At 69.6% G+C, this 25,316-nt stretch carries 29 protein-coding genes; 13 read left to right on the forward strand and 16 right to left on the reverse strand.

What is annotated here, in order from left to right; all coding sequences use genetic code 11:
* Position 1: 1 nt before the first annotated feature.
* From ACAM58_RS02985 to ACAM58_RS02995, 3 genes are all read right to left on the reverse strand, one after another.
* Positions 2 to 583: a YceI family protein gene (locus tag ACAM58_RS02985; RefSeq protein ID WP_369664106.1), complete on the reverse strand. Its 582-nt coding sequence runs from the start codon at positions 581 to 583 to the stop codon at positions 2 to 4.
* Positions 580 to 1,209 carry a cytochrome b gene (locus tag ACAM58_RS02990; protein WP_307592924.1) on the reverse strand — a complete coding sequence of 210 codons (630 nt, stop codon included), beginning with the start codon at positions 1,207 to 1,209 and terminating at the stop codon, positions 580 to 582. The genes ACAM58_RS02985 and ACAM58_RS02990 overlap by 4 nt, the downstream gene beginning before the upstream one ends.
* 90 nt (positions 1,210 to 1,299) lie before the next feature.
* A complete protein-coding gene (locus tag ACAM58_RS02995; protein ID WP_369664107.1) occupies positions 1,300 to 3,096 on the reverse strand; it encodes a hybrid sensor histidine kinase/response regulator in 1,797 nt (598 codons plus the stop codon).
* Between the two features lie 80 nt (positions 3,097 to 3,176).
* Between ACAM58_RS02995 and ACAM58_RS03000 the strand changes: the two genes are divergently transcribed.
* The 6 genes from ACAM58_RS03000 to ACAM58_RS03025 all read left to right on the forward strand — a co-directional run bounded on the left by ACAM58_RS03000 (position 3,177) and on the right by ACAM58_RS03025 (position 6,375).
* A complete protein-coding gene (locus ACAM58_RS03000; RefSeq protein ID WP_369664108.1) occupies positions 3,177 to 4,418 on the forward strand; it encodes a class I SAM-dependent RNA methyltransferase in 1,242 nt (413 codons plus the stop codon).
* Between the two features lie 40 nt (positions 4,419 to 4,458).
* Positions 4,459 to 4,890: a putative toxin-antitoxin system toxin component, PIN family gene (locus ACAM58_RS03005; protein ID WP_369664109.1), complete on the forward strand. Its 432-nt coding sequence runs from the start codon at positions 4,459 to 4,461 to the stop codon at positions 4,888 to 4,890.
* Positions 4,891 to 5,074: 184 nt separating this feature from the next.
* Positions 5,075 to 5,458 (forward strand): T6SS effector amidase Tae4 family protein, encoded by a 384-nt coding sequence (locus ACAM58_RS03010; protein ID WP_369664110.1) that lies wholly within the window; start codon positions 5,075 to 5,077, stop codon positions 5,456 to 5,458.
* Positions 5,459 to 5,554: 96 nt separating this feature from the next.
* Positions 5,555 to 5,800, forward strand: a complete 246-nt coding sequence (locus ACAM58_RS03015) for a hypothetical protein (RefSeq protein ID WP_062363682.1) — start codon at positions 5,555 to 5,557, stop codon at positions 5,798 to 5,800.
* A gap of 45 nt (positions 5,801 to 5,845) precedes the next feature.
* Positions 5,846 to 6,088 carry a hypothetical protein gene (locus ACAM58_RS03020; RefSeq protein ID WP_038106906.1) on the forward strand — a complete coding sequence of 81 codons (243 nt, stop codon included), beginning with the start codon at positions 5,846 to 5,848 and terminating at the stop codon, positions 6,086 to 6,088.
* A 32-nt stretch (positions 6,089 to 6,120) separates the two neighbouring features.
* On the forward strand, positions 6,121 to 6,375 hold the full coding sequence (locus ACAM58_RS03025) for a hypothetical protein (protein WP_018904026.1): 255 nt from the start codon (positions 6,121 to 6,123) through the stop codon (positions 6,373 to 6,375).
* A gap of 9 nt (positions 6,376 to 6,384) precedes the next feature.
* Here ACAM58_RS03025 and ACAM58_RS03030 read toward each other — a convergent pair whose 3' ends face one another.
* Positions 6,385 to 7,302 (reverse strand): hypothetical protein, encoded by a 918-nt coding sequence (locus ACAM58_RS03030; protein WP_369664111.1) that lies wholly within the window; start codon positions 7,300 to 7,302, stop codon positions 6,385 to 6,387.
* Entirely contained in the window at positions 7,299 to 9,023 is a 1,725-nt protein-coding gene (locus ACAM58_RS03035) for an FMN-binding glutamate synthase family protein (RefSeq protein WP_369664112.1), read from the reverse strand. Before ACAM58_RS03035 ends, ACAM58_RS03030 begins: the two co-directional genes overlap by 4 nt.
* Before the next feature lie 55 nt (positions 9,024 to 9,078).
* Here ACAM58_RS03035 and ACAM58_RS03040 point away from each other — a divergent pair, with 55 nt between their 5' ends.
* Both ACAM58_RS03040 and ACAM58_RS03045 read left to right on the forward strand, forming a co-directional pair.
* The gene (locus tag ACAM58_RS03040) at positions 9,079 to 9,861 is read left to right on the forward strand and encodes a UPF0149 family protein (RefSeq protein ID WP_319429065.1); all 783 of its coding nucleotides are present in this window, start codon (positions 9,079 to 9,081) and stop codon (positions 9,859 to 9,861) included.
* A gap of 46 nt (positions 9,862 to 9,907) precedes the next feature.
* On the forward strand, positions 9,908 to 11,095 hold the full coding sequence (locus tag ACAM58_RS03045) for a nitrate/nitrite transporter (RefSeq protein WP_369664467.1): 1,188 nt from the start codon (positions 9,908 to 9,910) through the stop codon (positions 11,093 to 11,095).
* Here the strand turns inward: ACAM58_RS03045 and ACAM58_RS03050 are convergent.
* The 4 genes from ACAM58_RS03050 to ACAM58_RS03065 are packed head-to-tail and all read right to left on the reverse strand — an operon-like array spanning position 11,085 to position 12,970.
* A complete protein-coding gene (locus ACAM58_RS03050) occupies positions 11,085 to 11,399 on the reverse strand; it encodes a GNAT family N-acetyltransferase (RefSeq protein ID WP_369664113.1) in 315 nt (104 codons plus the stop codon). The genes ACAM58_RS03045 and ACAM58_RS03050 overlap by 11 nt on opposite strands.
* Positions 11,396 to 11,893 carry a nuclear transport factor 2 family protein gene (locus tag ACAM58_RS03055; RefSeq protein WP_369664114.1) on the reverse strand — a complete coding sequence of 166 codons (498 nt, stop codon included), beginning with the start codon at positions 11,891 to 11,893 and terminating at the stop codon, positions 11,396 to 11,398. Before ACAM58_RS03055 ends, ACAM58_RS03050 begins: the two co-directional genes overlap by 4 nt.
* Before the next feature lies 1 nt (position 11,894).
* Positions 11,895 to 12,449, reverse strand: a complete 555-nt coding sequence (locus ACAM58_RS03060; RefSeq protein WP_369664115.1) for a CinA family protein — start codon at positions 12,447 to 12,449, stop codon at positions 11,895 to 11,897.
* The gene (locus tag ACAM58_RS03065; protein ID WP_062363668.1) at positions 12,443 to 12,970 is read right to left on the reverse strand and encodes a phosphatidylglycerophosphatase A; all 528 of its coding nucleotides are present in this window, start codon (positions 12,968 to 12,970) and stop codon (positions 12,443 to 12,445) included. Before ACAM58_RS03065 ends, ACAM58_RS03060 begins: the two co-directional genes overlap by 7 nt.
* 166 nt (positions 12,971 to 13,136) lie before the next feature.
* On the opposite strand from ACAM58_RS03065, the gene ACAM58_RS03070 reads away from it, so the two are divergent.
* Together ACAM58_RS03070 and ACAM58_RS03075 are read left to right on the forward strand one after the other, a co-directional pair.
* Positions 13,137 to 14,597 (forward strand): MFS transporter, encoded by a 1,461-nt coding sequence (locus tag ACAM58_RS03070; protein ID WP_369664116.1) that lies wholly within the window; start codon positions 13,137 to 13,139, stop codon positions 14,595 to 14,597.
* A gap of 49 nt (positions 14,598 to 14,646) precedes the next feature.
* Positions 14,647 to 15,357: a DUF3053 domain-containing protein gene (locus tag ACAM58_RS03075; RefSeq protein WP_049826138.1), complete on the forward strand. Its 711-nt coding sequence runs from the start codon at positions 14,647 to 14,649 to the stop codon at positions 15,355 to 15,357.
* Here the strand turns inward: ACAM58_RS03075 and thiL are convergent, their stop codons facing one another.
* On the reverse strand, positions 15,358 to 16,317 hold the full coding sequence (gene thiL, locus ACAM58_RS03080) for a thiamine-phosphate kinase (RefSeq protein WP_369664117.1): 960 nt from the start codon (positions 16,315 to 16,317) through the stop codon (positions 15,358 to 15,360). It lies immediately after the preceding gene.
* 25 nt (positions 16,318 to 16,342) lie between these two features.
* Positions 16,343 to 16,972 carry a cysteine hydrolase family protein gene (locus ACAM58_RS03085; RefSeq protein WP_369664118.1) on the reverse strand — a complete coding sequence of 210 codons (630 nt, stop codon included), beginning with the start codon at positions 16,970 to 16,972 and terminating at the stop codon, positions 16,343 to 16,345.
* 104 nt (positions 16,973 to 17,076) lie between these two features.
* On the opposite strand from ACAM58_RS03085, the gene ACAM58_RS03090 reads away from it, so the two are divergent.
* The gene (locus ACAM58_RS03090) at positions 17,077 to 18,054 is read left to right on the forward strand and encodes a GlxA family transcriptional regulator (RefSeq protein ID WP_369664119.1); all 978 of its coding nucleotides are present in this window, start codon (positions 17,077 to 17,079) and stop codon (positions 18,052 to 18,054) included.
* On the opposite strand, the gene ACAM58_RS03095 is transcribed toward ACAM58_RS03090, so the two are convergent.
* The 4 genes from ACAM58_RS03095 to apaG all read right to left on the reverse strand — a co-directional run bounded on the left by ACAM58_RS03095 (position 18,051) and on the right by apaG (position 23,009).
* Positions 18,051 to 19,253 carry a YbdK family carboxylate-amine ligase gene (locus ACAM58_RS03095; RefSeq protein WP_081247509.1) on the reverse strand — a complete coding sequence of 401 codons (1,203 nt, stop codon included), beginning with the start codon at positions 19,251 to 19,253 and terminating at the stop codon, positions 18,051 to 18,053. The genes ACAM58_RS03090 and ACAM58_RS03095 overlap by 4 nt on opposite strands.
* On the reverse strand, positions 19,250 to 20,521 hold the full coding sequence (locus tag ACAM58_RS03100; RefSeq protein WP_012745654.1) for a cation:proton antiporter: 1,272 nt from the start codon (positions 20,519 to 20,521) through the stop codon (positions 19,250 to 19,252). Before ACAM58_RS03100 ends, ACAM58_RS03095 begins: the two co-directional genes overlap by 4 nt.
* Positions 20,518 to 22,488, reverse strand: coding sequence for a site-specific recombinase (locus ACAM58_RS03105; RefSeq protein ID WP_278877599.1), 1,971 nt, complete (start codon positions 22,486 to 22,488; stop codon positions 20,518 to 20,520). The genes ACAM58_RS03100 and ACAM58_RS03105 overlap by 4 nt, the downstream gene beginning before the upstream one ends.
* A gap of 125 nt (positions 22,489 to 22,613) precedes the next feature.
* Entirely contained in the window at positions 22,614 to 23,009 is a 396-nt protein-coding gene (gene apaG, locus ACAM58_RS03110; RefSeq protein WP_012745656.1) for a Co2+/Mg2+ efflux protein ApaG, read from the reverse strand.
* 71 nt (positions 23,010 to 23,080) lie between these two features.
* Here apaG and rpe point away from each other — a divergent pair, with 71 nt between their 5' ends.
* A complete protein-coding gene (rpe, locus tag ACAM58_RS03115) occupies positions 23,081 to 23,779 on the forward strand; it encodes a ribulose-phosphate 3-epimerase (RefSeq protein ID WP_369664120.1) in 699 nt (232 codons plus the stop codon).
* A gap of 9 nt (positions 23,780 to 23,788) precedes the next feature.
* On the opposite strand, the gene ACAM58_RS03120 is transcribed toward rpe, so the two are convergent.
* A complete protein-coding gene (locus ACAM58_RS03120) occupies positions 23,789 to 24,061 on the reverse strand; it encodes a hypothetical protein (protein ID WP_278877596.1) in 273 nt (90 codons plus the stop codon).
* A 172-nt stretch (positions 24,062 to 24,233) separates the two neighbouring features.
* Here ACAM58_RS03120 and ACAM58_RS03125 point away from each other — a divergent pair, with 172 nt between their 5' ends.
* A complete protein-coding gene (locus ACAM58_RS03125) occupies positions 24,234 to 25,247 on the forward strand; it encodes a succinylglutamate desuccinylase/aspartoacylase family protein (protein ID WP_369664121.1) in 1,014 nt (337 codons plus the stop codon).
* Positions 25,248 to 25,316: the final 69 nt, after the last annotated feature.

The following is a 25,316-nucleotide window of genomic DNA, read 5'->3' on the forward strand; positions in this document are numbered from 1 at the left end:
TTCAGAGCGGACCGAAGCCCGCGAGCGTGAACTTGAAGCGAACCAGCACCTCGTTGCCGACCACCGAGGTGTCGGTCCACTCGCCGTCGCCCACCTTGTAGTCGAGCCGCTGGATCGTAAAGCTTCCGCTGGCCACCGCGTGGCCGTTGGCCGGCGCAATGCTCACCGGCACCGTGATCGGGCGCGAGATGTTCTTGATGGTGAGCTTGCCCGCGATCTCGAAGCGGCCGTCGCCCAGCGCCTTGATCGCGCTCGACTGGAAGCTGGCCTGCGGAAAATGCGCCGTGTCGAACCACGGCGGCTTGGGCAGTTCGGCGTCGCTCATCGGAACGCCCAGCGACGCGCTGCCCGTGTCGATCTGCAATGCGACCGTGCCGCCTTCGGGCTTGCGCGGGTCGAAGGCCACCTGCGCATCGAACTTCTTGAACGTGCCCTCCACCGGCACGCCCATCTGCTTGCTCACGAAGGCGATCTGGCTCTTGTCCGCCACCAGCCGGGTGGCCGTGGCGGGCTCGGCGAGCGCGGGCGCGAGAGGGGCGAACGCCAGGGCGGCCGCAAGACAGAGACGGGAGGTGCGCTTCATCCGGCGGATTCCTTGCGTGGCGCGGGCCACATGCGTTTCAAGATGCCATCGCGGTCGATCCAGTGGTGCTTGAGCACCGCCGCCACGTGCAGCAGCGCCACCGCGGCCAGCGTGAAGGCGCTGCCCTTGTGCAGCGGCTTGAGCACGGCCTCGGCCCATTCCTTGTCGACCGGCACAAAGTCGGGCAGCGGCAGCACGCCGAACCACACGACCGGAAAGCCCAGCGCCGAACTGTAGGCCCAGCCGAACAGCGGGACCGCCAGGAACAGCAGGTACATCAGCGCGTGGCTCGCGCGGTAGCCGCTGCGCTGCCAGCGCGGCATGGCCGCCGCCGCTTCGGCCGGCAGCGGCGGCGGCGGATGGCGCAGCCGCCACAGCAGGCGCACGGCCGACAGCAGCAGGATCGTCACGCCGGCCCATTTGTGCCAGTTGTAGAGCTTGATGCGCGCCGGCGAGAGCGGCAGGCCGGTCATGTAGAGGCCGACGCCGAGCGAGCCGACGATCATGGCCGCGAGCAGCCAGTGCAGCGCCATGGCGACCGGGCCATAACGCAGTTCGCGCAGGCCGCGCGGATCGGCGGGCGCATCGGCCATGGCGGCGGGATGGGAGGGGGTGTCGATGGACATCGGGGGCAGGACCGGCGGCCTGTGCGCGGAGCATATATCGGAAGCGGTGAAGGCAGTGCACGAGCCGTGCCAGACGCACCGCCCGCCCGTTCAGCGCCCCGATGCCGCCTGCTGCGCCTGCACCAGCACCGCATGCAGCTCGGCCGGCTGCACCGGCTTGCGCAGCGCATGCCAGCCGCGCTCCGCGGCCAGCCGCTGGGTGGCTTCGCCGATGTCGGCCGATACCAGCGCGATGGCGAGCGAGGGCTTTTGCCGCTGCAGCCGTTCCGCCAGCGCGATGCCGTCGAGCGCGCCCGGCAGCCGGATGTCGCACAGCGCCACGTCGAGCGCGCGCAGGTCGGCCAGCGCCAGCGCCTCGGCCGCGCTGGCGTACACGCGCGGCGCGAGCTGCCATTGCTGCAGCAGCGCGCCGAGGCTGTCGGCCACCACGGCGTTGTCTTCCACCACCAGCACGGCCAGGCCGGGCCGCAGGGCGTGCGCCGCGCCGGACCGGGGCTGCGCCGCGGGCGCGGGAGCCGCCACCGGCGCATCGGCCGGCGCCGCGGGCAGCTCGAAGCCGAACACCGAGCCCCGCCCCGGCGCCGAACGCAGCGAAACCTGGATGCCGAGCTGCGCGGCCAGCCGCCGCACGATCGCCAGGCCCAGCCCATGGCCGCGCTGCAGGTTGCGCTCCACGTTGCCGATCTGCTCGAAGTCGCCGAACACGCGCTCCTGCGAGTCCGCCGCAATGCCGATGCCGCTGTCGCGCACCTCCACCCGCCAGGCGCGCCCGGTGTCGCGCCGGCGTGCGCGCACGGCCAGCAGCACCCGGCCGCGCGGGGTGAACTTGACGGCGTTGTCGACCAGGTTCGCCAGCACGCGGCGCAGCGACACCGCATCGGCCCAGCCCACCGCATCGGCGGGGCAGCGCACCGTGACGCGGCCATTGCCGGCCTGGCGCGCGAGGTCGGCCAGAAGCGGCGCCAGCGGCACCGCCACCGGCTGCAGCGGATCGGCCGCGGCCTCGATGCGGCCGATCTCGAGCAGCTGGTTGGTCAGGCCTTCGAGCGCCTGCTGCGCGCGCGCGAGCGAGGCCACCGTGTGCTGCACCACGGGCGCATCGGCGCCGTTGTCCAGCTGCTGGCGCAGCACCTCGGCCTGCAGGCCGATGGCCATCACCGGCTGGCGCAGGTCGTGGTTGGCGGCCGAGAAGAAGCGCAGCCGCTCGGCCTGCGCCTGCTCGGAGGCGCGCAGCCCGGCCAGCGCCTGCTCGCGCAGGCTGCGCTCGTTCAGGCGAAGGCCGATGTTTTCCTCGAGCTGGCGCGAATGCTCGGCCACCAGCTTCCACATCATCGCGGTCAGGCCGATGCCGATGAGCGCCACCGCCTTCATGGCCGGCGCGCCCAGCCAGAGGCCGGTCACGATCACCGGCGCCAGCAGCAGCGTGATCGCCAGCTGCGTGGCCGGAACGTAGAAGGACACCGAGAACGCCGAGGACAGCGTCATGCCCATCAGCATCAGCCCGAGCAGCAGCTGCTGCTCGGGCTGGGCGGGGTTGAACAGCAGCACGCCGGCCAGGCCGTGCGCCAGCTCCCAGATGCCGGTGCGCGCCGTGTGCGTGCGCTGCGCATCGCGCAGGCTTTGCGGGGTGAAGGGGGTGGGCAGGCGCTGCGGAAAGAAGCCGCGCATGAGCGTCACGGCGGTGATGAGCGAGATCCACACCAGTGCGCGGGAAAGCGAATACTGCCAGGCAAAGAGCGCCGCCACGCCGCAGTTCAGCAGGTATTGCGCCAGCAGCACCGGCCCGATCGGGCGGATCGACAGCCGCAGCACCTCGCACTGGATGGCAAAGCGCCCATCGTCGTCGGCGACAGCCGGAGCAACCATGGGCGCGGTGGTGGAATTCATCGGCCGATCCACTATATAGAGAAGCGGCCCGGCGCGGCGACAATGGCGTTCCCCAGCGGCCGAATGATGGCGAACCCCCCGTGAACGATCTCTCTCTCTTTTTGCCTTGCGCCGCCGGCGTCGAGGAATTCCTCGCGCAGGAAGTCCATGCGCTCACCGGCCGCGTCGGCCAGGACCTGCTCACGCTGCGCGGCGGCGTGCGGGTGCGCGCCGAATGGCGCGACGCGCTCAAGCTCAACCTGCACAGCCGGCTCGCGCAGCGCGTGCTGGTCGAACTGGCCCACGCGCCCTACCGCAGCGAGAACGACCTCTACGCGATCGCGAGCGGCGTGGCCTGGGAGATCTGGTTCACGCCCAAGCAGACCTTCAAGATCGAGACCACGGCGCAGCACAGCCCGCTGCAGAGCCTGAACTTCGCCACCCTGCGCATCAAGGACGCCATTGCCGACCGCTTCCGCGCCAAGGCCGGCGGCGTGCGCCCGAGCATCGAAACCCAGTGGCCCGACTGCCGCGTGTTCGCCCACCTGACCACCGAGCACTGCACGCTCTACATCGACACCTCCGGCGAGCCGCTCTTCAAGCGCGGCTGGCGCCAGGACAAGGGCGATGCGCCGCTGAAGGAAACGCTGGCCGCCGCCATGCTGGCCGCCAGCGGCTGGTGGAACCCCGAAACCGGCGCCGTGGCCGCCGATCCGCTGTACGACCCCTGCTGCGGCAGCGGCACCATCGCCATCGAGGCGGCGCAGATCGCGCGCGGCATTGCGGCCGGGTCGCTCAGGCGCTTCGGCTTCGAGAAGCTGCTGCCGTTCCAGGCGCACGTCTGGGACGCCATCAGGAAAGAGGCCCAGTCGTCGGCGGTGCCGCGCGATGTCGCCATCTTCGGCTCCGACGTCTCGCACCGCATGGTCGACTTTGCCGAGCGCAACGCGGAGCGCGCCGGCGTTGCCGATGCCATCGAGTTCCGCGGCGGCGACGCGCTGCAGCGCATGCCGCCGGCCGAGGGCGGGGTGATCATGCTCAACCCGCCGTACGGCGAGCGCATCGAGGTCGGCGGCGTGGCGCGCTTCGGCGCCCGCGAGGCCGCGCAGACCCCGGGCGAGGGCGGCGGTGAAGGCGGCGACGGCGGCGGCGATTTCTTTCCGCAGCTCGCCACCCACTGGAAGAAGAACTACGCCGGCTGGACCGCCTGGGTGCTCACGCCCGACCTGAAGCTGCCCAGGCAGATGCGGCTGAAGGAATCGCGCCGCGTGCCGATGTGGAACGGGCCCATCGAGTGCCGGCTGTTCCGTTTCGACATGGTTGCGGGTTCGGCCAGGAAGTAGCCACGCGCGCACCTGCGGGTGCGTGCCTTCACGCAGAGCCATGCTCGTTCCGGAATCCGGCCTCGTCGTCATCGACACCAACATCGCGCTCGACCTGCTGGTCTTCGAGGACCCCGCCTGGGTGCCGCTGATCGCCATGCTGGCCGCGGGCGAGCTGCGCTGGCTCGCAACGGCCGCGATGCGCGTCGAACTCGAGCGCGTGCTCGGCTATCCGCTGATCGCCCGCCGCATGGCGCAGCGCGGCCTGCAAGTGCCCGAGGTGCTGGCGGACTTCGATGCGCGGGTGCGCATGATCGAAGGCATTCCGTCGCGTGCGCCCTGCGTCTGCAGCGACCCCGACGACCAGGTCTTCATCGACCTTGCGGTGGCGCACCGCGCGCTGCTGCTCAGCAAGGACCGCGCGGTGCTGTCGATGAAGAAGCGGCTGGCCTTGCGCGGCGTGGTGGTGCAGGCGGCGCTCGGGCTTTCGTAGCCGGCGCAGTGATGGCGCTCGGCTCATGCCGCGCCAATTGCACCCATGGGACTGGTCGATTGCCGCTGTGCGCAGAAACGCGCGAAAACCGGCGGATTGACAACTTCCGACTCATCGACACCTGCGGGGGACGGTGTTAGCTTTCACTGGCGCCGCCCTTCAATTCTTGTTTCGACGGGAAAAAATGCAACCATCTTTCGCGACGCTCTGGGCCAATCATCCCAATATCAAGGGCGACGGCGCTTTATTGGACAAGGACGTTTACAAGGACCAATGTGCGATCAACGTTGGCGCTGCCTTTATCCGGTCGAGCATGAATCTCGACACTTTTCGAGGCGTCTACTCCTGGCAAAAAGACAAGCCGAAGTATCCGATCCGGGCACAGGAGTTAGCGAGCTGGCTTGATTCGGGAACCGCCGGTCTTATGTCGCGCACCGAAAAGTACACCGGCAAGGAAGGATTCGACAAAATTGCAGGACGCACTGGCATCGTGTTCATCCAGAACTACTGGGGTGAGGGGCGGCAGGGCGACCATTATCGATCTCTGGAATGGATCGCGGTTGACTAAACTTTCGTCCTGGTTCCTCATTCAGTGGCGGATCTCTTGGGAAGGTGTCCTCACTGACATGCGCCATGCGCAAGCTATATGGTTTTGGCCGGTCCTATGAAGATCCTCGCTCGACTGCTCTGCATTTTGGTCGGAGCGCTGGTGCTCAGTTTTCTTGTTTCGAAAGTCGTGCTCGCCCCTATTGGGCAGTGGTACGAAATGAACAAGGCCCAGAGCTTCGACGATGTATCCGACGCTTTCGTTATCGCTCTTGCTGTGCAAGCGATTTTCGCTGTTGCGGGCGGGTGGCTGGGCGATTGGGCATTTCGCAAATGGCGACAGAAGCAGCTTGATCGCAAGTAGCTCGTGGCGCATCTGTTGGGCGGGGTCATCATTGATCTGGGCCAAATGAAAACACTCGTTCGATTGCTCTGTATTTTGGTCGGAGCGATTGCACTCAGCCTTGTTTTCTACAAGCTGATTGGCCCTGTGGGCCATTGGTACGATCTCAACTTTGCAAGGAACGACGGTGACCTGGGCCAGGCGTACATGGTCGCGCTCGCCGTTCAACTCCTCGCATTGATCGCGGGCGGTTGGCTCGGCGACTGGGCATTTCGCAAGTGGCGGCAGAGGCAGCCTGATCGCCCGTAGCTCATGTAGCGATCACGGATCGGCCGAGTTCCATGAAGATACTCATTCGACTGCTCTGTATTCTGGTCGGAGCGCTGACCCTCAGCTTTCTTGCTGCCAAAGGTGTGCTCGTTCCCATTGGGCAGTGGTACGAAATGAACAGGGCCCAAAGCGAGAGCGATTTGTCGCAAGCCTTCGTCATCGCTCTTGCAGTGCAGGCCCTTTGCGCCATTGCCGGCGGCTGGCTCGGCGACCTCGCATTCCGCAGATGGCGGCAGAAGCAACTCAGCCGCCAACAGCGCCCCTGACGACCGCTGCTAGTTCTGCAGCGCAGCAGCCGGCCCCAGGTGCCAGCGCCCCAGCAGCCGCGCCACCGCGCGCACGCGCTGCGTGTCGCGGCCCCAGCGGCGGCTGGCGGGCAGCTTCTGCGCCCATTTCATGCGCCGCGCGGCCTCGGCGATGCGCTCGCGCACTTCCGTGTCCACCTCGGCCAGCGCAGCGTGCCAGTGCTGGCCGGCGGCTTCGGGGGCGGCGGCCTCCAGCATCATGGCCGTGGAGTGCAGGTAGCTGAGCCAGTCGCGGGCCTGGCACTCGGCCAGGGTCATGACCTCGGACGGGTCGTCCTCGAAGTCGATGTAGCCGATCACGCCGTCGGGGCACTGCACCAGGTTGCGGTCGAAGGCCTGGCTCAGGTGCTGGCCGCGCACATGCACCTTGGCGATCGCGGCCAGCCCTACGCGCCAGACCGCGAGCAGCGCGGCCGGGCCGGCGGCGGCGGCCTGGTCGAGCCGCTCCTGCAGCACGACGGTGGCGCGGCCGCTTTGGCCGAGGTCCGAGATCAGCAGGCCGTCGGGCTGCTGCGCCAGCACCGCCGGCACGCGCAGGCCCGCGGCCGCGAGCTGCCGCAGGCGCCGCGCCTCGGTGGCGATGGCGGCCTCGCCGCCCGGGTTGGGTACCGGCTTGATGATGTCCAGCCGCGCCATGCGCGCGACCGCCGCCATCACGCGGTAGCCCCACTTGCCGTGGCGCGGGCCGGCCTTCTTGAGCCACACGCGCTCGCTGCCCAGGCGGTGGCTGGCGACGTTCTTCTGCTGCTTGGGCAGCATGAGGCGCAGGAATTCGGCGTAGTCGCCGGCCGCCGGCACGAAGGGCTGCGCGTCCAGCGGCGCGGGCGCGGAGGCCGCGCCCTTGGCGCTGTGCAGCCGCGCCGATGCGCCGCGTCGCAAGGGGTTCATGCGGCCAGCGGAAGGTTCGACACCAGGCCGTGCGGTCCTTGTGTCAGGGGCTGGAAGCTCTCGGCGCTGGCCAGCGGCCAGTAGGTGCGGAACACGTTGTGCTGCTTGTCGAGCGGGCCGAGCAGCGCGCCCGGCTGCACCTGCATCACCAGGTTGCTCAGGAGGCGCACCTCGGTGTCGGAAATGCGCCGCACGATGTGGTGCGCCGTGATCTGCTGCGGATGGTCGAGGCCGGCGGCCTGCACCAGCTCCTGCAGCGCATGCAGCGTGCTGCGGTGGAAGTTGCGCACGCGCTCGGCCTTGGTCGGCACCACCAGCGCCTGCTGGCGCACCGGGTCCTGCGTGGTCACGCCGGTGGGGCAGTGGCCGGTGTGGCAGCTTTGCGCCTGGATGCAGCCCAGCGCCATCATGAAGCCGCGCGCCGCGTTGCACCAGTCGGCGCCGAGCGCCATCATGCGCGCCACGTCGAAGGCCGTGATCACCTTGCCCGCGCAGCCCAGCTTGATGCGGTGGCGCAGGTTCACGCCGACGAGCGTGTTGTGCACCAGCAGCAGGCCTTCCTGCAGCGGCGCGCCCACGTGGTCGCTGAACTCGACCGGCGCGGCGCCGGTGCCGCCCTCGGCGCCGTCGACGACGATGAAGTCGGGCGTGATGCCCGTCGCCTGCATGGCCTTGACGATCGCGAACCACTCCCACGGATGGCCGAGGCAGAACTTGAAGCCGGTCGGCTTGCCGCCCGACAGCTCCCGCAGCTTCGCGATGAAATGCATCATCTCGATGGGCGTGCTGAACGCGCTGTGCGACGAGGGCGAAACGCAGTCGATGCCGATCGGCACGCCGCGCGCGGCCGCGATCTCGGGCGTGACCTTGGGTGCCGGCAGCACGCCGCCGTGCCCGGGCTTGGCGCCCTGGCTCAGCTTGATCTCGATCATCTTCACCTGCGGATCGCGCGCGTTGGCGCTGAAGCGCTCGGCGTTGAACGTGCCGTCCTCGTTGCGGCAGCCGAAGTAGCCCGAGCCGATTTCCCAGATCAGATCGCCGCCATGCACGCGGTGGTGCTGCGAAATGGAGCCTTCGCCGGTGTCGTGCGCAAAGCCGCCCAGCCTGGCGCCCTGGTTGAGCGCGAGGATCGCATTGGCCGACAGTGCGCCGAAGCTCATGGCCGAGATGTTGAACACGCTCGCGCTGTAGGGCTGCGTGCAGGGATGGTGCGACGCCGCGCCCGCGCCCGATGGCGGCGGGCTGGCATCGGCGGTGTGCGGCGTGCCGCCGATCACGATGCGGAAATCGTGGTTGTCGAGCTTGGTGGGCTGCATCGAGTGGTTGATCCACTCGTAGCCCGCAATGGTCACGTCCAGTTGCGTGCCGAAGGGCCGGTTGTCGGGCTCGCCCTTGGCGCGCTGGTACACCAGCGAACGCTGCGCGCGCGAGAACGGGGCGGCCTCGGAATCGCTCTCGATGAAGTACTGCCGCATTTCCGGCCGGATGAATTCCAGCAGGAAGCGCAGGTGGCCGATGACGGGGTAGTTGCGCAGGATGGCGTGGCGCGCCTGCCGCAGGTCGTGCACGCCGGTGCCCGAAAGCACCGCGAAGACCGCCACGCCCACCCAGGCCAGCCACAGGTGGGGCGACACCAGCACCAGGGCGATGCAGGCCGCCAGCCCGACCACGCACAGGGCGAAGGCGCTGTAGCGCGTCGGAAACGGAATAATCGTGGACATAGAAATAGTGTCGACCGGAGCCTGCTGCATCATAGAGGGCTGCCCCGAACTTGCCATGACCAACAACCACGACACCCCCCAGGCCGAAGCGGCCGCTTCCGCCCCCCTCGGCCCCGACGATTTCGACGCCCTCGACCAGGCGCTGGACGCCATGCGCGAGCAGGACGAGGAAATTCCCCAGTGGGAGTTCTGCGAAGGCTTCATGGCCGCGCTGATCTGCACCCGCCGGCCCATCGAGCCGGCCGAATACTGGCCGGTGCTGCTGGGCGAGGGCTTCGTGCCGGCCCAGCACATGGAGTTCGTCTGGAACTGGAAGCGCCGCTGGCTCGAGATCGAAGAGGGCCTGGACGCCGACGTGCAGTCGCTCGACGACGAGCGCAGCTGGCAGCCCGAGGTGCTAGACACCCGCGGCGCCATCGCCTCGCTGCCCGAGGAAGAGCGCGCCGAGGTGGCGGGCGAGGAGATTCCCTCGTTCGCGCAGGTCTGGGCGCTGGGCTTCATGTACGCGGTCGAGAACTGGCCCGAGGACTGGGCCGCGCCGCGCGACAAGGAAGCCGCCCAGATGCTGGACGACGCGCTCGACAACATCGTGGCGCTGACCGAGGACGACAAGGCCAAGCCCACGCTCTCGATGTTCAGCGACGACGGCCCGCCGAGCGTGAGCCAGCAGCGGCTGGACGATTTCGGCGCCGCCATCTGGGCCGTGTACGACCTGCGCCAGCTCTGGAAGAGCCTGGGCCCGAAGGTCGAGACCGTGCGCAAGGAAGCCACGCCCGGCCGCAACGACCCCTGCCCCTGCGGCAGCGGCAAGAAATACAAGAAGTGCCACGGTGCCTGACAGCGGCCCTGCCAGCGCACGGCTGACGCCACGCGCGGCGTGGGCCATGGTGCTGGCGCTGTGCGCCGGCGTGGCGCTGAGCCAGGCCTTCCGCACCGTGGGCGCCATCATGGCGAGCCCGCTGCAGGCCGACTTCAGGCTCTCGGCCCAGGCACTGGGCATTTTCTCGGGCGCCTTTCATTTCGCCTTTGGCGCGATGCAGCTCTTCATGGGCATCGGCATCGACCTGCATGGCGTGCGGCGCACGGTGCTGGTGGCCTTTCCGGTCGCCATCGCGGGCGCGCTGCTGTCGGCGTTCGCGCCGAGCTACGCGGTGCTGGTGGCGGGGCAGGCACTGATCGGCGTCGGCTGCGCGCCGGCCTTCCTGGTGTGCACCGTGTTCATTGCGCGGCACTTTCCGGCCGCGCGCTTTGCCACCGTCTCGGGCCTGGTGCTGGCCATCGGCGGCCTCGGCATGCTGGCCACCGGCACGCCGCTCGCGTGGCTGGTGCAGGCCTATTCGTGGCGCGCGGGCTTCCTGGTGCTGGCGGTGGCCTCGGCGCTGGCGTGGCTCGCGATCTGGCACTGGGTGCGCGAGCCCGCTTCGGCCGTGCCGCGGGTGAACGAGTCGATTCCCGAGGCCATCCGCCAGTTCGGCGCGCTGCTCGCAATGCCGCACACGCTCGGCATCGTCATGCTCGGGGCCGTGACCTACGCTGCCTTCATCTCGCTGCGCGGGCTCTGGCTCGGGCCGCTCATGATGGAGCGCCACGGCTATTCGCTGGTGCAAAGCGGCAACGTCGCCATCGCGGTGTCGGTGATCTCGCTGTTCGGTGCGCCGCTGTTCGGCCGCTTCGACCGTGATGGCGCCGCGCGCCGCCGCCGGATCGTGGTGTGCGCGCTCGGCTATGCGGCGCTGTTCGCGCTCATCGCCTTCACGCATTCGGCCTGGCTGGACATCGGCGGCATGGTGCTGATCGGCGTGCTCTCGGGCTTCATCGTCTGGCAGTACGCCGACGTGCGCGTGGCTTATCCGGCGACGCTCACGGGCCGCGCGATGGCGGTCTTCACCATGGCGATGTTCCTCGGCGTCGCGCTCATGCAGTGGGCCACCGGCGTGGCGGCCTCGGTGGCCGCGGCGCATGGCGGCGATCCGCTCACGGCCGTGCTGGCCACCATTGCCGCGCTGCTGGTGCTGGGCATCGCGGCCTTCGCGTGGCTGCCCGCGCCGAAGGCCGACGCCCTCAGATCTTGAAGGCGCGCTGGATGTCGGGCCGCACCAGGTCGGCGTATTCGCGGTGCTTGCGGATGTAGCCCGCAATGAACTGGCACACCGGAATCACATGCAGCCCCTTGGCGCGCGCCTCGTCCAGCACATGCCGCGCAATGCCCGAGCCCACGCCCTTGCCCTCGTGCTCGGGCAGCACCTCGGTGTGGGTGAACATGATGGCGTCGGTCAGCAGGTTGTATTCGGCGTAGGCCGCGAGCTGGCCCTCGAGCGCGGCTTCGTAGCGGTGCTGGGCTTCGTTGTTGGTGATGATCAGGTTGCTGTTGCTCATGGTTGGCGTGCGAGATAAGTGGCGAGATTGGCGGCCGCGGTGGCGCGTACCTTGTTGCGCAGCATCGGCGTCCAGCCGAGCAGCAGGCCCGGCGCGCCGAGCGCCTGGCGCGACCAGGTCCAGAAGGCAAAGCTGTCGCGGTGCGTGGCAATCAGCCCCTCGGGCGTGAAGCCGAAGCGCGCATCGACGCTGTTGTCGACCAGCCGGCCGGTGGCGCTGAAGCGGTAGTGCGCGTCCCAATGGGCATGGCCGCTGGTGCCGTCGGCCTGCACGTCGCGCCAGGTCAGCCGCCAGACGTCGGCGCCCTTGGCGCGCGTGGCGTCGCAGAGCATGCGCCACATGCCGCCCACCTGTTGCCGGCCGCGCAGCGAGAAGGCCTCGTCGTCGAAGGCCGCGTCGCTGGCGTAGCAGGCAGCCATGGCGCGGGCATCGAGCCGGGAGAAGGCCTCGTAGAAGCGCTCGATGGTCTGGGCATTGGCGGTGGCAGTTGTCATGTCATGGGGCCTTTGTTGTGGTGCCGGGCTGCGGGCCGAGCAGGCCCACCAGTGTCTGCAGGGCGTAGTGCACCGTGGCCGCGCGCACCGCGGCGCGGTCGCCATCGAAGCGGCGGCGCTCGGTGCGCACCTGCCCGCCGGCCGACCAGCCGAACCACACGGTGCCGACCGGCTTGTCGGGGCTGCCGCCGGTAGGGCCGGCCACGCCGGTCACGGCCACCGCGGCGCGCGCTGCCGAATGCGCGATGGCGCCTTCGGCCATGGCGCGCGCCACCGGCTCGCTGACCGCGCCGTGGGCTTCGATCAGCGCAGCATCGACGCCCAGCAGTTCGGTCTTGGCCGCGTTCGAGTAGCTGACGAAGCCGCGCTCGAACCAGGCGCTGGAGCCCGCGAGCTCGGTGCATGCGCCGGCAATGAGCCCGCCGGTGCAGCTTTCGGCCGTGGCCAGCATCCAGCCCTTCTTCAGCAGCAGTTCGGCCAGGGCTGCGACGAGCGCGGGCGTGTCCTGGTCGGCAAGAAAATTCGCTGGGGTCGAGACTTCCATCGTGTTCACCATGCGCGCCAGAGCGCGATGACCAAGAGCGTGCAGAACGCCGCCACCAGGTCGTCGAGGATGATGCCGAAGCCCGCGCGCCACCAGCGCACCTGGACCGCGTCGCGCTGCTTGAACAGCGCATCGGCCCAGGCCACCGGCCCCGGCTTGGCGGCATCGAAGAAGCGGAACAGGCCGAACGCGATGGCCTGCGCGAGGAGCCCGGCCGGCGTGACGAGCCACAGCACGATCCAGAACGCAATCACCTCGTCCCACACGATGCTGCCCGGGTCGGCCACGCCCATGTCGCGCGCGGTGATGCTGCAGGCCCACCAGCCGATCGGCAGCGAGGCCAGGATGATCCAGCCGATGGCCGCGGGCGTGAGCCACAGCTGCATCACGGCAAAGGCGGCCCAGGCCCACAGCGTGCCGACGGTGCCGGGCGCCACGCGCGGCAGGCCGGAGCCGAAGCCCATGGCGATGAAATGCGCCGGGTGGGACAACAGGAAGGCGATCGAGGGGCGGCGGGGCGTGGCTGGCGGCATGGGGCCTGCGGAGGAAGAAGCGGCTTGCATCAGGCCAGAGTGTCGCGCATTCGGGGGGCTGTCCAAGACCCTCTATTTATCAAAGCAATAACTTGTTTAATTCACAAGGCCGGCCTAGTATCCGGGCCTTGCCTTGCCACCCGTCGTCTGCCAAGGACCGCGCCATATGCCTGCCGCCTCATCCAACGCCCCTGCCTCGCTCCACCCCGTTTCGCCCGCTGCCGATTGGAGCGAACTGTTCAGCGGCCGCAACGGCTGGCGCGCGCTGGCGCTCACGGGCGGCGTTGCGCTGCATGCGGTCAACGTGCACATCGTGACGACCGTGCTGCCCTCGGTGGTGAACGAGATCGGCGGGCTCGACTGGTACGCCTGGAGCACCACCCTGTTCGTGGTGGGGTCGATCCTCGGCGCCACGCTGTCGGTGCGGCTGCTGGCGCGGCTGGGGCCGCGCGGCGCCTGCCTGGCGGCGCTCGTGGTGTTCGGCGCGGGTTCGATGGCTTGCGCGCTCGCGCCGGCCATGCCGTGGCTGCTCGCGGGCCGCACGGTGCAGGGGCTGGGCGGCGGCCTGCTCGCGGCCCTGAGCTATGCGCTGATCCAGCGGGTGTTCGCGCCGCGGCTGTGGCCGCGCGCGGTGGCGCTGGTGTCGGGCATGTGGGGCGTGGCCACGCTCTGCGGGCCGGCGGTGGGCGGCCTGTTCGCGCAGGCGGGGCACTGGCGCTGGGCCTTCTGGTCGCTGCTGCCGCTGGCTGCCGTGCAGGCGCTGCTGGTCGCGGTGCAGTTGCGGCCCGCGGCCGGCGTGCGGCATGAACGGCCGCCGGCCATGCCGCGCATCCCGGCGCTGCAGATCGGCGTGCTGGCGGCCTCGGTGCTGGTGATCGCGGCCAGCGAGTTCCTGTCGGCCATGGCCTGGCAGGCCGCCGGCGTGGCGCTGGGCCTGGCGCTCGGCGTGGCCGCCACGCGCATCGACCGGCATGCCGCGGTGCGGCTGCTGCCCGCCGGCGCCTACGCGCTGTGCACGCCGATGGGCGCCATCTATGCCTGCGTGGTGCTGCTCTTGATCGGCACCACCACCGAGATCTTCGTGCCGTACTTCCTGCAGTTGCTGCATGGCCATTCGCCGCTGTCGGCCGGCTATCTCACTGCGGCGATGGCCGGTGGCTGGAGCGCGGGCTCGCTGCTGTCGTCGGGGCGCAGCGGCGCGGGCGCCGACCGCATGCTGCGCGCCGGGCCGGTGGCCTGCACGCTGGGGCTTGCCGCGCTCGCGCTGCTGCTGCCGGCACCCGGGCGCTTTGCGCCGGGGCTCGAGATGCTGCTGGCCGCCATCGCGCTGGCGGCCGTGGGGCTGGGCGTGGGCATCGGATGGCCGCACCTGGTCACGCGCGTGATGTCGCTCGCGCCGGCCGGGCAGGAAGGCCTGGCCTCGGCCTCGATCACGACCGTGCAGCTCTACGGCATGGCCGTGGGCGCGGCGGTGGCGGGGCTGGTGGCCAACGCGGCCGGCCTCAGCGAGCCCGGCGGCGCGGCGGGCGCGCGCTCCGCCGCGGCCTGGCTGTTTGCGAGCTTCGCGTTCGCGCCCGCGCTGGCGGCGTGGCTGGTGGCGCGCTTCGTTGCCGCGCGCCGCCGATGAGGGCCATCGTATGCTCGGCGGTTCATCCAAGCGCGAAGGCATCTGCATCATGAAAAGAACCCGGGTCCGTTTCAACGCGTTGTGGCTGTGCCTGGCGTTCAGCTTCCTGCTCGCGGCTTGCGGCAGCAAGGAGGCCGAGCAGCGCACCGCCTTCATCGGCTTCCTGCAGGCCCGCGTGCTCGACAAGCCGGGCCTGCGCGTGCCCACGCCCACGGCCGACGAGAAGGCCTCCTTCGGCGACTATGCGCAGCACTACGCGGTGATCGCCGACTTCAACGAGGGCATGAACAAGTCGGTCAGCCAGCCGATGGGCCAGGTCATGGCCAAGGGCGCGCTGCGCTCGATTGCCGACCTGGCGTCGCGCCGCGACGACCTCAAGGCCGCCAAGGACGGCCTGGGCGGCCTGCGCACCGCGCTCGACCAGGAACTGGCCAAGGCCGATGCCGCGCACGCGAAGCTCAAGCAGCCCGACGACCTGAAGCAGGTCTACGACAAGGCCTACGAGAAGACCGTCTCGGCGCCGGCCGCCACCTTCAAGGAGGTGTTCCCTGCCCTCGACAAGGTGTTCGACGGCGCGCTCGCGGTGGGCGACTACCTCGAGCAGAACAAGTCGAAGATCCAGGTCTCGGGCTCGTCGGTCAGCGTGAGCGATCCGGCCGTGCAGGCGCAGCTCAACAAGATGCTGCAGGAGCTCAATGGCCAGTCTGCTGCCATCAACGCCGCACAGGCCAAGATGCAGGCAATGGTTCGAGGGTCCTGATCAGACGAAGTGGTCGAAGGAGCCGAAGCGCTGCGCCACCGGCGCGCCGCCGGCGTCCACGATGCGCAGGCCGGCTTCGGCGTCGATGCGGCCGATGCGCGTCACGCGCGTGGCGCTTTCCCTGCCGGCCTGTTCGACCGCGGCGCGCGCGGCGGGCGGTGCGGTGAAGACCAGCTCGTAGTCGTCGCCGCCTGAAAGCGCGCAGGTGCGCAGGATCTCGGTGCCGAGGCCGCAGGACGCGGCCGCGGCGATCACGCCGGTGGCCACATCGGCATCGAGCGTGGCGCCCACCTTGCTCGACGCGAGGATGTGGCCCAGGTCGCCCACGAGGCCATCGCTCACGTCCACCGCCGCAGAAGCCTTGCCCCGCAGCGCCTGGCCCAGCGCCACGCGCGGCGCGGGCTGCTCCATGCGCATGCGCGCCTGTGCGAACACATCGGCGGGCAGTGCGAGTGTGCCGCGGAACATCTCGAGCGCGAGCCGCGCATCGCCGAGCGTGCCGCTGACCCAGATGTCGTCGCCCGCGTGCGCGCCCGAGCGCAGCAGCGCCGCGCCGGCCGGCACTTCGCCGAACACGGTGATGCAGATGTTGAGCGGGCCGCGCGTGGTGTCGCCGCCCACCAGCTCGCAGCCGTGTTCGTCGGCCAGCGCGAACAGGCCGCGCGAAAAGGCTTCGAGCCAGGGCTCGTCGACACCGGGCAGCGCGAGCGCGAGCGTGAAGGCCAGCGGCTTTGCGCCGCAGGCCGCCAGGTCGCTGAGGTTCACCGCCAGCGCCTTGTGGCCGAGCCGCGCGGGATCGACGGTCGACAGAAAGTGCCGGCCCTCGACCAGCATGTCGCAGGACACGGCAAGCTGCATGCCGGACGCGGGCGCAAGCAATGCGCAGTCGTCGCCCACGCCGAGCGGGGAACGCTTGGCGGGGCGCTGGAAGTAGCGTGTGATCAGGTCGAATTCACCCATGGGGCGAGCATAAGCGCTGAACCGCTCACCCCCGCGCGCGCCGGTTCGACATCACGACGTTGTCCTTCTCGATCGGCTGGCCGGCCTGCAGCGCGGCAATCCAGGCCTCGGTGCTTGCCACGGCCGCGAAGTTGCTGTGGAACACGACGCTGAAGACGCGGTGGATTTCCTCGGCGCTGACCTGCCCGGCCGCATTCGAGTAGGGCAGCGCGCCGCTCGCGTCCGACAGGAACTCCACGTTGAGGCCGCGGTGCATGGCCTCGAACACGGTGGAGGCATCGCAGTTCTGGGTCATGTAGCCCACCACGCTGAGCGTGTCGATCTGGTGGCGCGCGATCCAGTCGGCAAAGTCGGTACCGGTGAACACGCTCGGGAGGGTCTTGGTGATGAGGTGGTCATGCGGCCGCCTCGCAATTTCCGGATGCAGCTGGCCGTTGTGCGCGTCGGCCTGGAACACCGGCGCACCCTTGGGGGCGTGGTGCTGCACCACGACCACCGGCGTGCCGGCCGCGCGCGCGGCGTCCATGGCCTGCGTGATCTTCGGCAGCGAGCTTTCGACCGGCGGGTACTCGATGGGCAGGCCGCCGCCTTCGAAGTATTCGTTCTGCACGTCGATCACGACGAGGGCGCGGCGCGGGGTGGGGTGGTTGCTCATGGTGGGTGGCTCCGTGGTTGCAAGTGGTTGGGATGGCGCAATTGTTCGCGCTGGAGCCTTCGGCAGAAAGTGGCCCGGAAGCCATTCATCGATAAAATCGGGCCATGGCTCGAAAAACCCTGGAAACCATCGCCGTCGTCGCCTTCGACGGCATCAGCCCCTTTCACCTGTCGGTGCCGTGCATGGTCTTCGGCGAAGACCGCACGGAAGCGGGCGACCCGCGTTTTCGCCTGCAGGTGTGCGGCACCGAGCCGGGCCCGCTGCAGACCAATGCGGGCTTCACGCTCGGGGTGCCGCATGGGCTCGAGGCGATCCGGCGTGCGCAGATCGTGGTCGTGCCCTCATGGCGCGACGACGGCCGGCCCGCACCGCCGGCGCTGATCCGCGCGCTGCAGGCGGCCCATCGGCGCGGCGCCATCGTGGTCGGGCTGTGCCTGGGCGCCTTCGTGCTGGCCGAGGCGGGCCTGCTCGATGGCCGCCCGGCCACCACGCACTGGAACCTGGCCGAAGCCTTTGCCAGGCAATATCCGAAGGTCAGGCTGCAGCCCGAGGTGCTGTATGTCGACGACGGCGACGTGCTCACCTCGGCCGGCACGGCCGCGGGCATCGACTGCTGCCTTCACCTGCTGCGCGTGCGCCATGGCGCCGAGGCGGCGAACCGCGCCGCGCGGCGCATGGTGGTGGCGCCGCACCGGCAGGGCGGACAGGCGCAGTACATCCGCCAGCCGATGCCCGCCGCGGCCGAGGGCGATCGCCTTGCGCCGCTGCTCGAATGGCTGGGCCGCCACCTCCAGAGCCCGCACGAGCTCGACAGCCTTGCGCGGCGCGCACTGATGAGCCGGCGCACCTTCACGCGGCGCTTTCGCGAGGCCACGGGCACCACCGTCGGCCAATGGCTGCAGAACCAGCGGCTTGCGCTCGCGCAGCGGCTGCTGGAGACCACCGACCGGCCGGTGGAACGCGTGGCCACCGACGTGGGCTTCGGCTCGGCGGTGTCGCTGCGAAAGCACTTCGCGGCGGCGTTCAAGGTGTCGCCCACGGCCTACCGCAGGCAGTTCTCGCAGGAGGCGGTGGCGGCCTAGGCTCCGCCGCCGCGAAAGCGCAGCGCCGCCTGCCGCACCACCTCGGCCAAGAGGCGCTCCTTGCCCTGCTTCTCGCGCAGCCAGCGCGCGTCGTTGCGGTTGGCTTCCACGCTGGTGCGCAGCTCGCCGAGCGCCTGCGTGGCGTTGAGCGCCTCGCTGTGCCATTCGAGCTGCGTCATGGTCATGAGGATGTGGTCGCGCAGCGGCATGTGCTGGCCGCTGGCCGGGTCCACGTACACCGCATCGAGCCCGAAGCGGCAGGCCTGGAAGCGGTTGTAGGTGTAGACGAGGTAGTCGTCCTCGGTCGGTTCGAAGGGCTGCTCCTGCAGGAACCATGCGGCCAGCGACTGCACGTAGCCCGCGAGCGCGGCCGCGCGCTCGACCGTGAGCGGCGTGTCGAACACGCGGATCTCGATGGTGCCGAACTCGGGCTTGGGCCGGATGTCCCAGTAGAAGTCCTTCATGCTGCGCACGACGCCGGTGCGGGTCATGCGCTCGAAATACGCTTCGAACTCCTTCCAGCTCAGCGTGAAGGGCGCGCGGCCCGAGAGCGGAAACGCGAACACCGAGTTGAGCCGGGCCGAGTCGAACTGCGTGTCCTGCCCCTGCACGAACGGCGACGAGGCCGACAGCGCAATGAAGTGCGGGATGTAGCGCGACATGCGGTGCAGCATCAAGAGCGCCGAGTCGGCATCGGGGCAGCCGATGTGCACGTGCTGGCCGAAGATGGTGAACTGCTTGCTCAGGTAGCCGTACAGCTCCGACAACTCGCGAAAGCGCGGCTTGTCGTAGATGCGCCGCTCGTGCCACTGCTGGAAGGCATGCGTGCCGCCGCCCACCACCGCGATGTTGAGCTTGTCGGCGTTCTTGATGAGCGCCTCGCGGATCGGCGAGAGCTGCGTGATCACGTCCTGCGCCGAATGGCAGATGTCGGTGGAGATCTCGATCATGCTCGAGGTCATCTCGGGCACCACGCTGCCGGGCAGCGGGGTCTGCGACATCAGCCGAAGCATGTCCTCGGCATAGGGCGCTAGGTCGTAGTCGTGCGTGTTGACGAGCTGCAGCTCGAGCTCCACGCCGAGCGACAGCGCTTCGGAGCGGTTGAAGGGCTCGAGCTTGACCACGCGGCTCGCAGGGTCCGCGGGCAGGGCGGGCGAGCGGAAGTCGTCGCTGTCGGGCAAAGGCATGGCCGCGGTCATCGCTGCGTGTCCTCCGTGGTGCTGAAGGCCTGGGGCGTCCAGGGCACCGAGCTTTCGCCCACCGCGTGGATGGCCACGGTGGCGAGCACGGCGCCCATCACTTCCATCAGGAGAATCGAGGGCAGGGCCACCTGCGTGATCATGGTGCCGAGCAGCGGCGACGCGGTGGTGAAGTTCGAGGCGATGAGCAGCGCGATCGACGACAGCGGCGACATCGCGCAGCCGACCCAGAAGGCCTGGTTCCAGCTGGCGCCGCTGCCGGGGTTGGCAATGGCCACGCCGGCGATCTTGGCGAACAGGCGGATGCCGATCACGGCCAGCACCACGCTGGCCACGGGCAGCGTCCAGTCGGCCTGCGCCGCCACGATGGACACCAGCACGAACATCAGCATGGTGAGCAGCGACGAGGCCGTGCCGAGCTGCCGCTGCCAGGCCCAGGGCTTGGGGTTCAGCGTCTTGAGCAGCACCCCGCCGATCAGCGCGGCCAGCGGCGCCGAGCCGCCGACGTGGGCCGTGAGCGCGCTGGCGGCCGCAATGAGCGCGAGCAGCAGGATCGAGGTGTTCTCGCTCGTCGGGCTCATGAAGCGCAGGGCCGTGCGCAGCGCCAGCGCGAGGATGGCGCCGACCACGAACGACAGGCCGAGCACCACCGCCACCGGATAGAGCTTCTGCAGCAGCGTCTGCGGCGCCCGTTCGATCAGGCCGGCCTGCGCATAGCCGAGCGCCAGCGCATAGAAGGTGTTGAGCGTGGCCAGCGTCATGGCGCGCTCGGTCACCGGGCCCGAGGCGCGGGTGTCGATGATCACGCGGCTCAGCACCGCCGGCGAGGCGACGATGGCCATCAGCGCGATGGGGTTGGCCACCGGATCGGGCAGGCCCAGCAGCTGCAGCATCCAGAACACGCCGAAGTAGGTGAGCGTGGCCTCGAGCAGGCTCTGCACCAGCACCATCGGGTTGTGGCGGAACCAGCGCAGCGGCAGCCGGCCGCCGGCTTCGAACAGCACCACGGCCGCGCCGAGCTCCAGCAGGAACAGGCTGATGCCGCGCAGCGGCCAGATCGCGCCTTCGAAACCGGCCAGGCCGGCCACCGCGCCGACCATCGAATAGCCCACCACCTTGGGCAGGCCCAGGTAGCGCTGCACCAGGTGGCCGGAGGCCGCCGCCGCGGCCAGCAGCAGCGACCACAGCACCGTGGGCAGGCCGGCCGAAGGGCGCAGCCACTCGGACCAGAAGCCCAGCAGATCGTTGATGAGATTCGTCAGATTCATGCAGGTAGAAAAAAGCTGATGGGCCGGCTGCGCCAGCGCGCCCAGATGGCGCTGCGGATGCGTGCGCGGTCACCCAGGCTGACGCTGTGCGCGCGCAGCGCCAGCCGGAATGCGAAATAGAAACTCACGCTCACATTGAGCGCGCCGATCACGGGAATAGCCGCCACCGCCCACCACAGCGCGGGCTGCTGGAGCACCGCCATGCCCGTGGAGGCCGCGGCCGCCGCGATCTGCCCGGCCGACAGTGTCACGTGGCGCACGTCCAGCCCGAGCCCGAAGAAACCCGCGAATGCGGGCAGCAGTCCGAGCATGAGCCCGAGCGAGATGTTGGAGGCAAAGCCCGATATGTGCGTGCGCATGAAGGTGGCCCAGCGGCGGGCGCGGGCGGCACCCAGAAAAGCGCCGATGCGAGGGTTGTAACGCATGGCGGAGTCCAGGCGATGCAGGACAAAGGCGTTTTCTGTCCAGCCCGCGACGATGCTGGCCGCGAACAGCAGCACGCCGGTCAAGGCCGCGAAGAGCGCCGTGGGCCCCGCCAGCGAGAGCGATTGCAGCGTGGCCGCGGCATGCGCCGCGTCCAGCAGCGGCCGGCCGAGCGCGAACTGCACCAGCAGGGCGAGCGCCAGCATCGCGGGCACCACCAGCCCCACGTTGCCCAGCACGGCCGCCACCTGCGAACGCACCAGGTTGGCCACTTCGTCGACGAAATCGGCCACCGCGGCATCGGTCTTGATGTCGCGCAGCCGCGCCGCCATGGCCGGCGCCGTCATCGCGGGCTGCTTGGTGGCCAGCGTCAGGTGCAGCAGCTGGATCGCGACAAAGCTCGCGGCATACATCAGGCCCGACCAGAGCCCGCTCCAGAAGGCCGACAGCGCGAGCGAATAGATGCCGAACTTGAGCAGCACCGTCAGCGCGGTGAGCGCGCCGCCGCCCGCGGCCTTGCGCACCATCTGCAGGTAGCTGGCGCGGTCGCGCGTGATGTAGTGCTCGCCGGTCTCGGCGCTGCGCTCCGTCACCTTGGCCGCGAGCATCGAGGAATTCGACGCGATCAGTGCGCGGATGCTGTTGCGCTCGCCGCCGGCCAGCACCAGCCGGCCCACCAGCCGCGCCACGCTGGGGGCGGGTGCGGGCGAGATCAGGCAGTCGAGCAGCTCGCGGATGCGCAGCACCCGCTCGCGCAGCTGGCGCAGCCGGAACACCAGGCCGACCGAGATGCCGTTGTCCTCCAGGTGCGTGTAGACCGACGAGGCGCTGGCGCGGCAGGCGTCGAGCCGGTCGCGGAAGGCCAGGAACGCGGCCTGCAGCGCGTCTTCATTGCGGGGGGCCCGGAACATCTGCTCGCGCAACGCGTCGAGGTCGGACATCAGCGCATGGAAGGCGCGGCTCTCGCTTGCCGCGCTCATGCGCAGCCGCAATTCGGGCGAGAAGCCGGCCGCCACCACCTGGCTGCTGCAATAGGTGACGGCGTCCATCACGGTGTGGCGCCAGCGCGGGGCGCCATCGTCGTCGAGTGCGGCGTCGGCCAGCAGATTGCCGATGCGCGCGAGCTGTGCGTCGTCGAGCAATGCGATCCAGCCCGCATCGAACGCGCCGGGCAGCACCATGCGGAACAGGTCCGAGGCGTCGGTGGTTTCGGGCGTGCCGGGCAGGATCTTGCGGCGCAGCCGTTCGGTGAGCTCGCTCACGAAGGCGGTGCGCGGCGCAAAGCCGTAGTCCGCGAGCAGCGTGGTCAGGTCGACCGCCTGCGTGAAGGCGCGCCACCATGCCCGCAGCCGCCCGCGCAGCTCGGGCCTTGCCTCGACCGCGTCGAGCAGTAGCGACACCCGCCCCACCGCGGCCTGCGGCGACGCACGGTCGCCGCGCAGCCAGTCGAAGACGTCGATCAGCCAGATGTGGCGCTGCGCCACATCCGCCGTCGGATCGAGCCGGGCCAGCAGCCCCTGCAGGTCAAGCGATGCAGCAGCCATAAGAAAACTTAAAAAGGAGAACCAAATGCCAGAAACACCGAGGAACCGGCTTTGCCGGGCCTCTGGTGTTGCCCCCGGTAGGGGGTTGGCGTAGCGACACGAAGTGCGCGAAGACTGGGGGCGAGCTAATGAAGTACCCGTGAAACGGGCGCCCCGCCGATGTCCGCCTCCAGCACGAACATCGGAATCGGCACGTCGAAGCGTTCGCCGTCTTCCGTCACCATGAAGTAGCTGCCGTGCATGGTGCCGCTGGGCGCCTGCAGGCGGCAGCCGCTGGTGTAGCGGAACGATTCGCCGGGCGCCAACAGTGGCTGCTGGCCGATCACGCCCAGGCCCTTGACCTCCTGCGCATGGCCCGAGGCGTCGTTGATGAGCCAGTGGCGGGCGATGAGCTGGGCGCTGGTCTCGCCCTCGTTGGTCACGGTGACGGTGTAGGCAAAGGTGTAGATCTTGTCCTTGGGCGAGGACTGGTCTGCGAGATAGCGCGGTTCGACCTGGACGCGGATGGGGCTGTGCGGCATGCGCGCGATGGTAACTGGAGCCTTCTCTTGCACTGCTTTCCGGGTTTTCCGCCGGCTGCGACAATCGGGGCATGAGCAGCACGCCGTTCCGCATCGCCCCCTCCATTCTCTCGGCCGATTTCGCCCATCTGGGCGACGAACTGGCCAAGGTCATCGCCGCCGGCGCCGACTGGATCCATTTCGACGTGATGGACAACCATTACGTGCCCAACCTGACCTTCGGCCCGATGATCTGCAAGGCCCTCAAGCCTTATGCCAAGACAGCCGACGGCGAGCCGGTGCCGATCGACGTGCACCTGATGATCCAGCCGGTCGACGCGCTGGCCGCCTCCTTCGCGGAAGCGGGCGCCGACTACATCAGCTTCCACCCCGATGCCTCGCCGCACGTGAACCGCAGCATCCAGGCCATCAAGGGCGCGGGCTGCAAGGCGGGGCTGGTGTTCAACCCGGGGCTGGGGCTGGAGGCGCTGGACTGGGCGATCGACGACATCGACCTGATCCTGATCATGTCGGTGAACCCCGGCTTCGGCGGGCAGAGCTTCATCGATTCGGCGCTGCGCAAGATCGAGCTCGCGCGCAAGCGCATCGAGCAGAGCGGGCGCGACATCCGGCTGGAGGTGGACGGCGGCATCAAGGTGGACAACATCGCGCGCGTGGCGTCCGCCGGCGCCGACACCTTCGTGGCCGGCAGCGCGATCTTCAATGCCAAGGACTACGCGGCGGTGATTTCGTCCATGCGCGACCAGCTGGCAGGCGTGGGCGGCAAATAAAACCCCGGCTCAGCGCTTGACCTTGTCGTTGTAGACGCGGTCCGCCACCGGCCCGCGGTCGGTATCCACGCTGCCGCGCTCGATGTCCTCGTGGCCCTTGCGGCCGATCTCGGGCGGCTTTCCGTTCGGCGTTTGCTGGCTGTCGGAAGACTCGTCGCGCTCGTGCGGCAGGCGCGGCGCCGAATCGCCGCCCTGCCGGGTCTTGGTGTCGCCGCCGCCGGCGTCCCGCAGCGGGTCGCTCGGGTCGGCCGGGTCCTTGGTACGGGGCTTGGTGCTGCTCATGGCGCTCGGTTCCTTTTTGCTGCGGTGTCTGTGTGCATCCACGACCGAGCCTGCATGGCGCGCCGCCCGCAGCCGGTAGGACAGCCCAGGCATGCCCTGTAGGCACGGCGCGCCGCTATGAAACGAGTAGCGTCTTTGCGCGCAGGGGAAGGCCTCCGCAATAATCGCCCGGATGTCCTCTGATCCTCTTGCCGCTGCTGCTGCCGCCACCGACAACCTGCGCATCCATACCTTCGCCGCGCTGGAGCCGGGCCCGCGGCTGCTCGTGCTGGGCGGCGTGCATGGCGACGAGACCTGCGGCACGGCGGGCATCGAGCGCGTGCTGGCCGAGCTCGACGGCGGCACCTTCCGGCTGCGGCGCGGGCAGCTCACGCTGGTGCCCGTTGCCAACCCGCTGGCGCGGCGGCGCCTGCAGCGCGAAGGCGAGCGCAACCTCAACCGCCTGTTCAAGCCGAGCGCTGCGCCCGCGGACTACGAAGACCGGGTCACCAACGTGCTGTGCCCCATCATCGAGCGGCACGACGTGCTGCTCGACCTGCATTCCTTCCAGAGCGAGGGCGAGGCCTTCGCGATGATCGGCCCGCGCGACAACACCGGCACGCTCGAGCCCTTTGCACGCGCCAGCGAGGAAGGACTGTTGGCGCTGCACCTGGGCACGCCCATCGTGGTGGAGGGCTGGCTCGACATCTATGCCGCGGGGCTCGCGCAGCGCTCCGCCGGCATCGCGGTGGGCGAGGACGCGATCGACTTCGGCCGCGGCACCAACGAATACATCCGCAATTGCGGCGGCTACGGCGTCACGCTCGAATGCGGCCAGCACCGGGACCCGAAGGCGCCCGAGGTGGCGTGGCGCGCCATCCGCCGCGCGCTCGCGCTGCTCGGCATGGCGGCGCTGCCCCAGGGCCTGGCGGGCGCGCCGCCCGCGCCGCCCCGGCTGCTGCGCCTGGCGAGCGTGACCGACCGCTTGCACGAGGACGACAGCTTCGTGCGCGACTGGGCCACCTTCGATGCGGTGCAGCGCGGCGAACCCATCGGCATGCGCCACGACGGCACGCTGGTGAGCGCGCCGGACGACGGCTTCATCGTCTTTCCCAACGCGCTGGCGCTGCCCGGCACCGAATGGTTCTACTTCGCGCGCCCGAGCGAGCGCGTGCTCGGGTCCGCGGCGCACGCGCCATCGGCCTGAAGCATTTGCTCCCTCCCCCGGAAGGGGAGGGAGAGAAAACGCCGGCCTGCGCCTTACGGCAGGCGCCGC

The organism is Variovorax sp. V116 (genome assembly GCF_041154435.1).
Lineage (GTDB): Bacteria > Pseudomonadota > Gammaproteobacteria > Burkholderiales > Burkholderiaceae_C > Variovorax > Variovorax paradoxus.

Coding starts and splice junctions, on each gene's coding strand:
- ACAM58_RS03035 (WP_369664112.1), bottom strand. CDS start 9,023: ATGTCCACGATTATTCCGTTTCCGACGCGCTACAGCGCCTTCGCCCTG.
- ACAM58_RS03070 (WP_369664116.1), top strand. CDS start 13,137: ATGCCTGCCGCCTCATCCAACGCCCCTGCCTCGCTCCACCCCGTTTCG.
- ACAM58_RS03075 (WP_049826138.1), top strand. CDS start 14,647: ATGAAAAGAACCCGGGTCCGTTTCAACGCGTTGTGGCTGTGCCTGGCG.
- ACAM58_RS02985 (WP_369664106.1), bottom strand. CDS start 583: ATGAAGCGCACCTCCCGTCTCTGTCTTGCGGCCGCCCTGGCGTTCGCC.
- ACAM58_RS03050 (WP_369664113.1), bottom strand. CDS start 11,399: ATGAGCAACAGCAACCTGATCATCACCAACAACGAAGCCCAGCACCGC.
- ACAM58_RS03040 (WP_319429065.1), top strand. CDS start 9,079: ATGACCAACAACCACGACACCCCCCAGGCCGAAGCGGCCGCTTCCGCC.
- ACAM58_RS03020 (WP_038106906.1), top strand. CDS start 5,846: ATGAAAACACTCGTTCGATTGCTCTGTATTTTGGTCGGAGCGATTGCA.
- apaG (WP_012745656.1), bottom strand. CDS start 23,009: ATGCCGCACAGCCCCATCCGCGTCCAGGTCGAACCGCGCTATCTCGCA.
- ACAM58_RS03005 (WP_369664109.1), top strand. CDS start 4,459: ATGCTCGTTCCGGAATCCGGCCTCGTCGTCATCGACACCAACATCGCG.
- rpe (WP_369664120.1), top strand. CDS start 23,081: ATGAGCAGCACGCCGTTCCGCATCGCCCCCTCCATTCTCTCGGCCGAT.
- ACAM58_RS03010 (WP_369664110.1), top strand. CDS start 5,075: ATGCAACCATCTTTCGCGACGCTCTGGGCCAATCATCCCAATATCAAG.
- ACAM58_RS03030 (WP_369664111.1), bottom strand. CDS start 7,302: ATGAACCCCTTGCGACGCGGCGCATCGGCGCGGCTGCACAGCGCCAAG.
- ACAM58_RS03015 (WP_062363682.1), top strand. CDS start 5,555: ATGAAGATCCTCGCTCGACTGCTCTGCATTTTGGTCGGAGCGCTGGTG.
- ACAM58_RS03100 (WP_012745654.1), bottom strand. CDS start 20,521: ATGAATCTGACGAATCTCATCAACGATCTGCTGGGCTTCTGGTCCGAG.
- thiL (WP_369664117.1), bottom strand. CDS start 16,317: ATGGGTGAATTCGACCTGATCACACGCTACTTCCAGCGCCCCGCCAAG.
- ACAM58_RS03090 (WP_369664119.1), top strand. CDS start 17,077: ATGGCTCGAAAAACCCTGGAAACCATCGCCGTCGTCGCCTTCGACGGC.
- ACAM58_RS03065 (WP_062363668.1), bottom strand. CDS start 12,970: ATGCCGCCAGCCACGCCCCGCCGCCCCTCGATCGCCTTCCTGTTGTCC.
- ACAM58_RS03025 (WP_018904026.1), top strand. CDS start 6,121: ATGAAGATACTCATTCGACTGCTCTGTATTCTGGTCGGAGCGCTGACC.
- ACAM58_RS03045 (WP_369664467.1), top strand. CDS start 9,908: ATGGTGCTGGCGCTGTGCGCCGGCGTGGCGCTGAGCCAGGCCTTCCGC.
- ACAM58_RS03055 (WP_369664114.1), bottom strand. CDS start 11,893: ATGACAACTGCCACCGCCAATGCCCAGACCATCGAGCGCTTCTACGAG.
- ACAM58_RS03125 (WP_369664121.1), top strand. CDS start 24,234: ATGTCCTCTGATCCTCTTGCCGCTGCTGCTGCCGCCACCGACAACCTG.
- ACAM58_RS03105 (WP_278877599.1), bottom strand. CDS start 22,488: ATGGCTGCTGCATCGCTTGACCTGCAGGGGCTGCTGGCCCGGCTCGAT.
- ACAM58_RS03095 (WP_081247509.1), bottom strand. CDS start 19,253: ATGACCGCGGCCATGCCTTTGCCCGACAGCGACGACTTCCGCTCGCCC.
- ACAM58_RS02995 (WP_369664107.1), bottom strand. CDS start 3,096: ATGAATTCCACCACCGCGCCCATGGTTGCTCCGGCTGTCGCCGACGAC.
- ACAM58_RS03060 (WP_369664115.1), bottom strand. CDS start 12,449: ATGGTGAACACGATGGAAGTCTCGACCCCAGCGAATTTTCTTGCCGAC.
- ACAM58_RS03085 (WP_369664118.1), bottom strand. CDS start 16,972: ATGAGCAACCACCCCACCCCGCGCCGCGCCCTCGTCGTGATCGACGTG.
- ACAM58_RS03120 (WP_278877596.1), bottom strand. CDS start 24,061: ATGAGCAGCACCAAGCCCCGTACCAAGGACCCGGCCGACCCGAGCGAC.
- ACAM58_RS02990 (WP_307592924.1), bottom strand. CDS start 1,209: ATGTCCATCGACACCCCCTCCCATCCCGCCGCCATGGCCGATGCGCCC.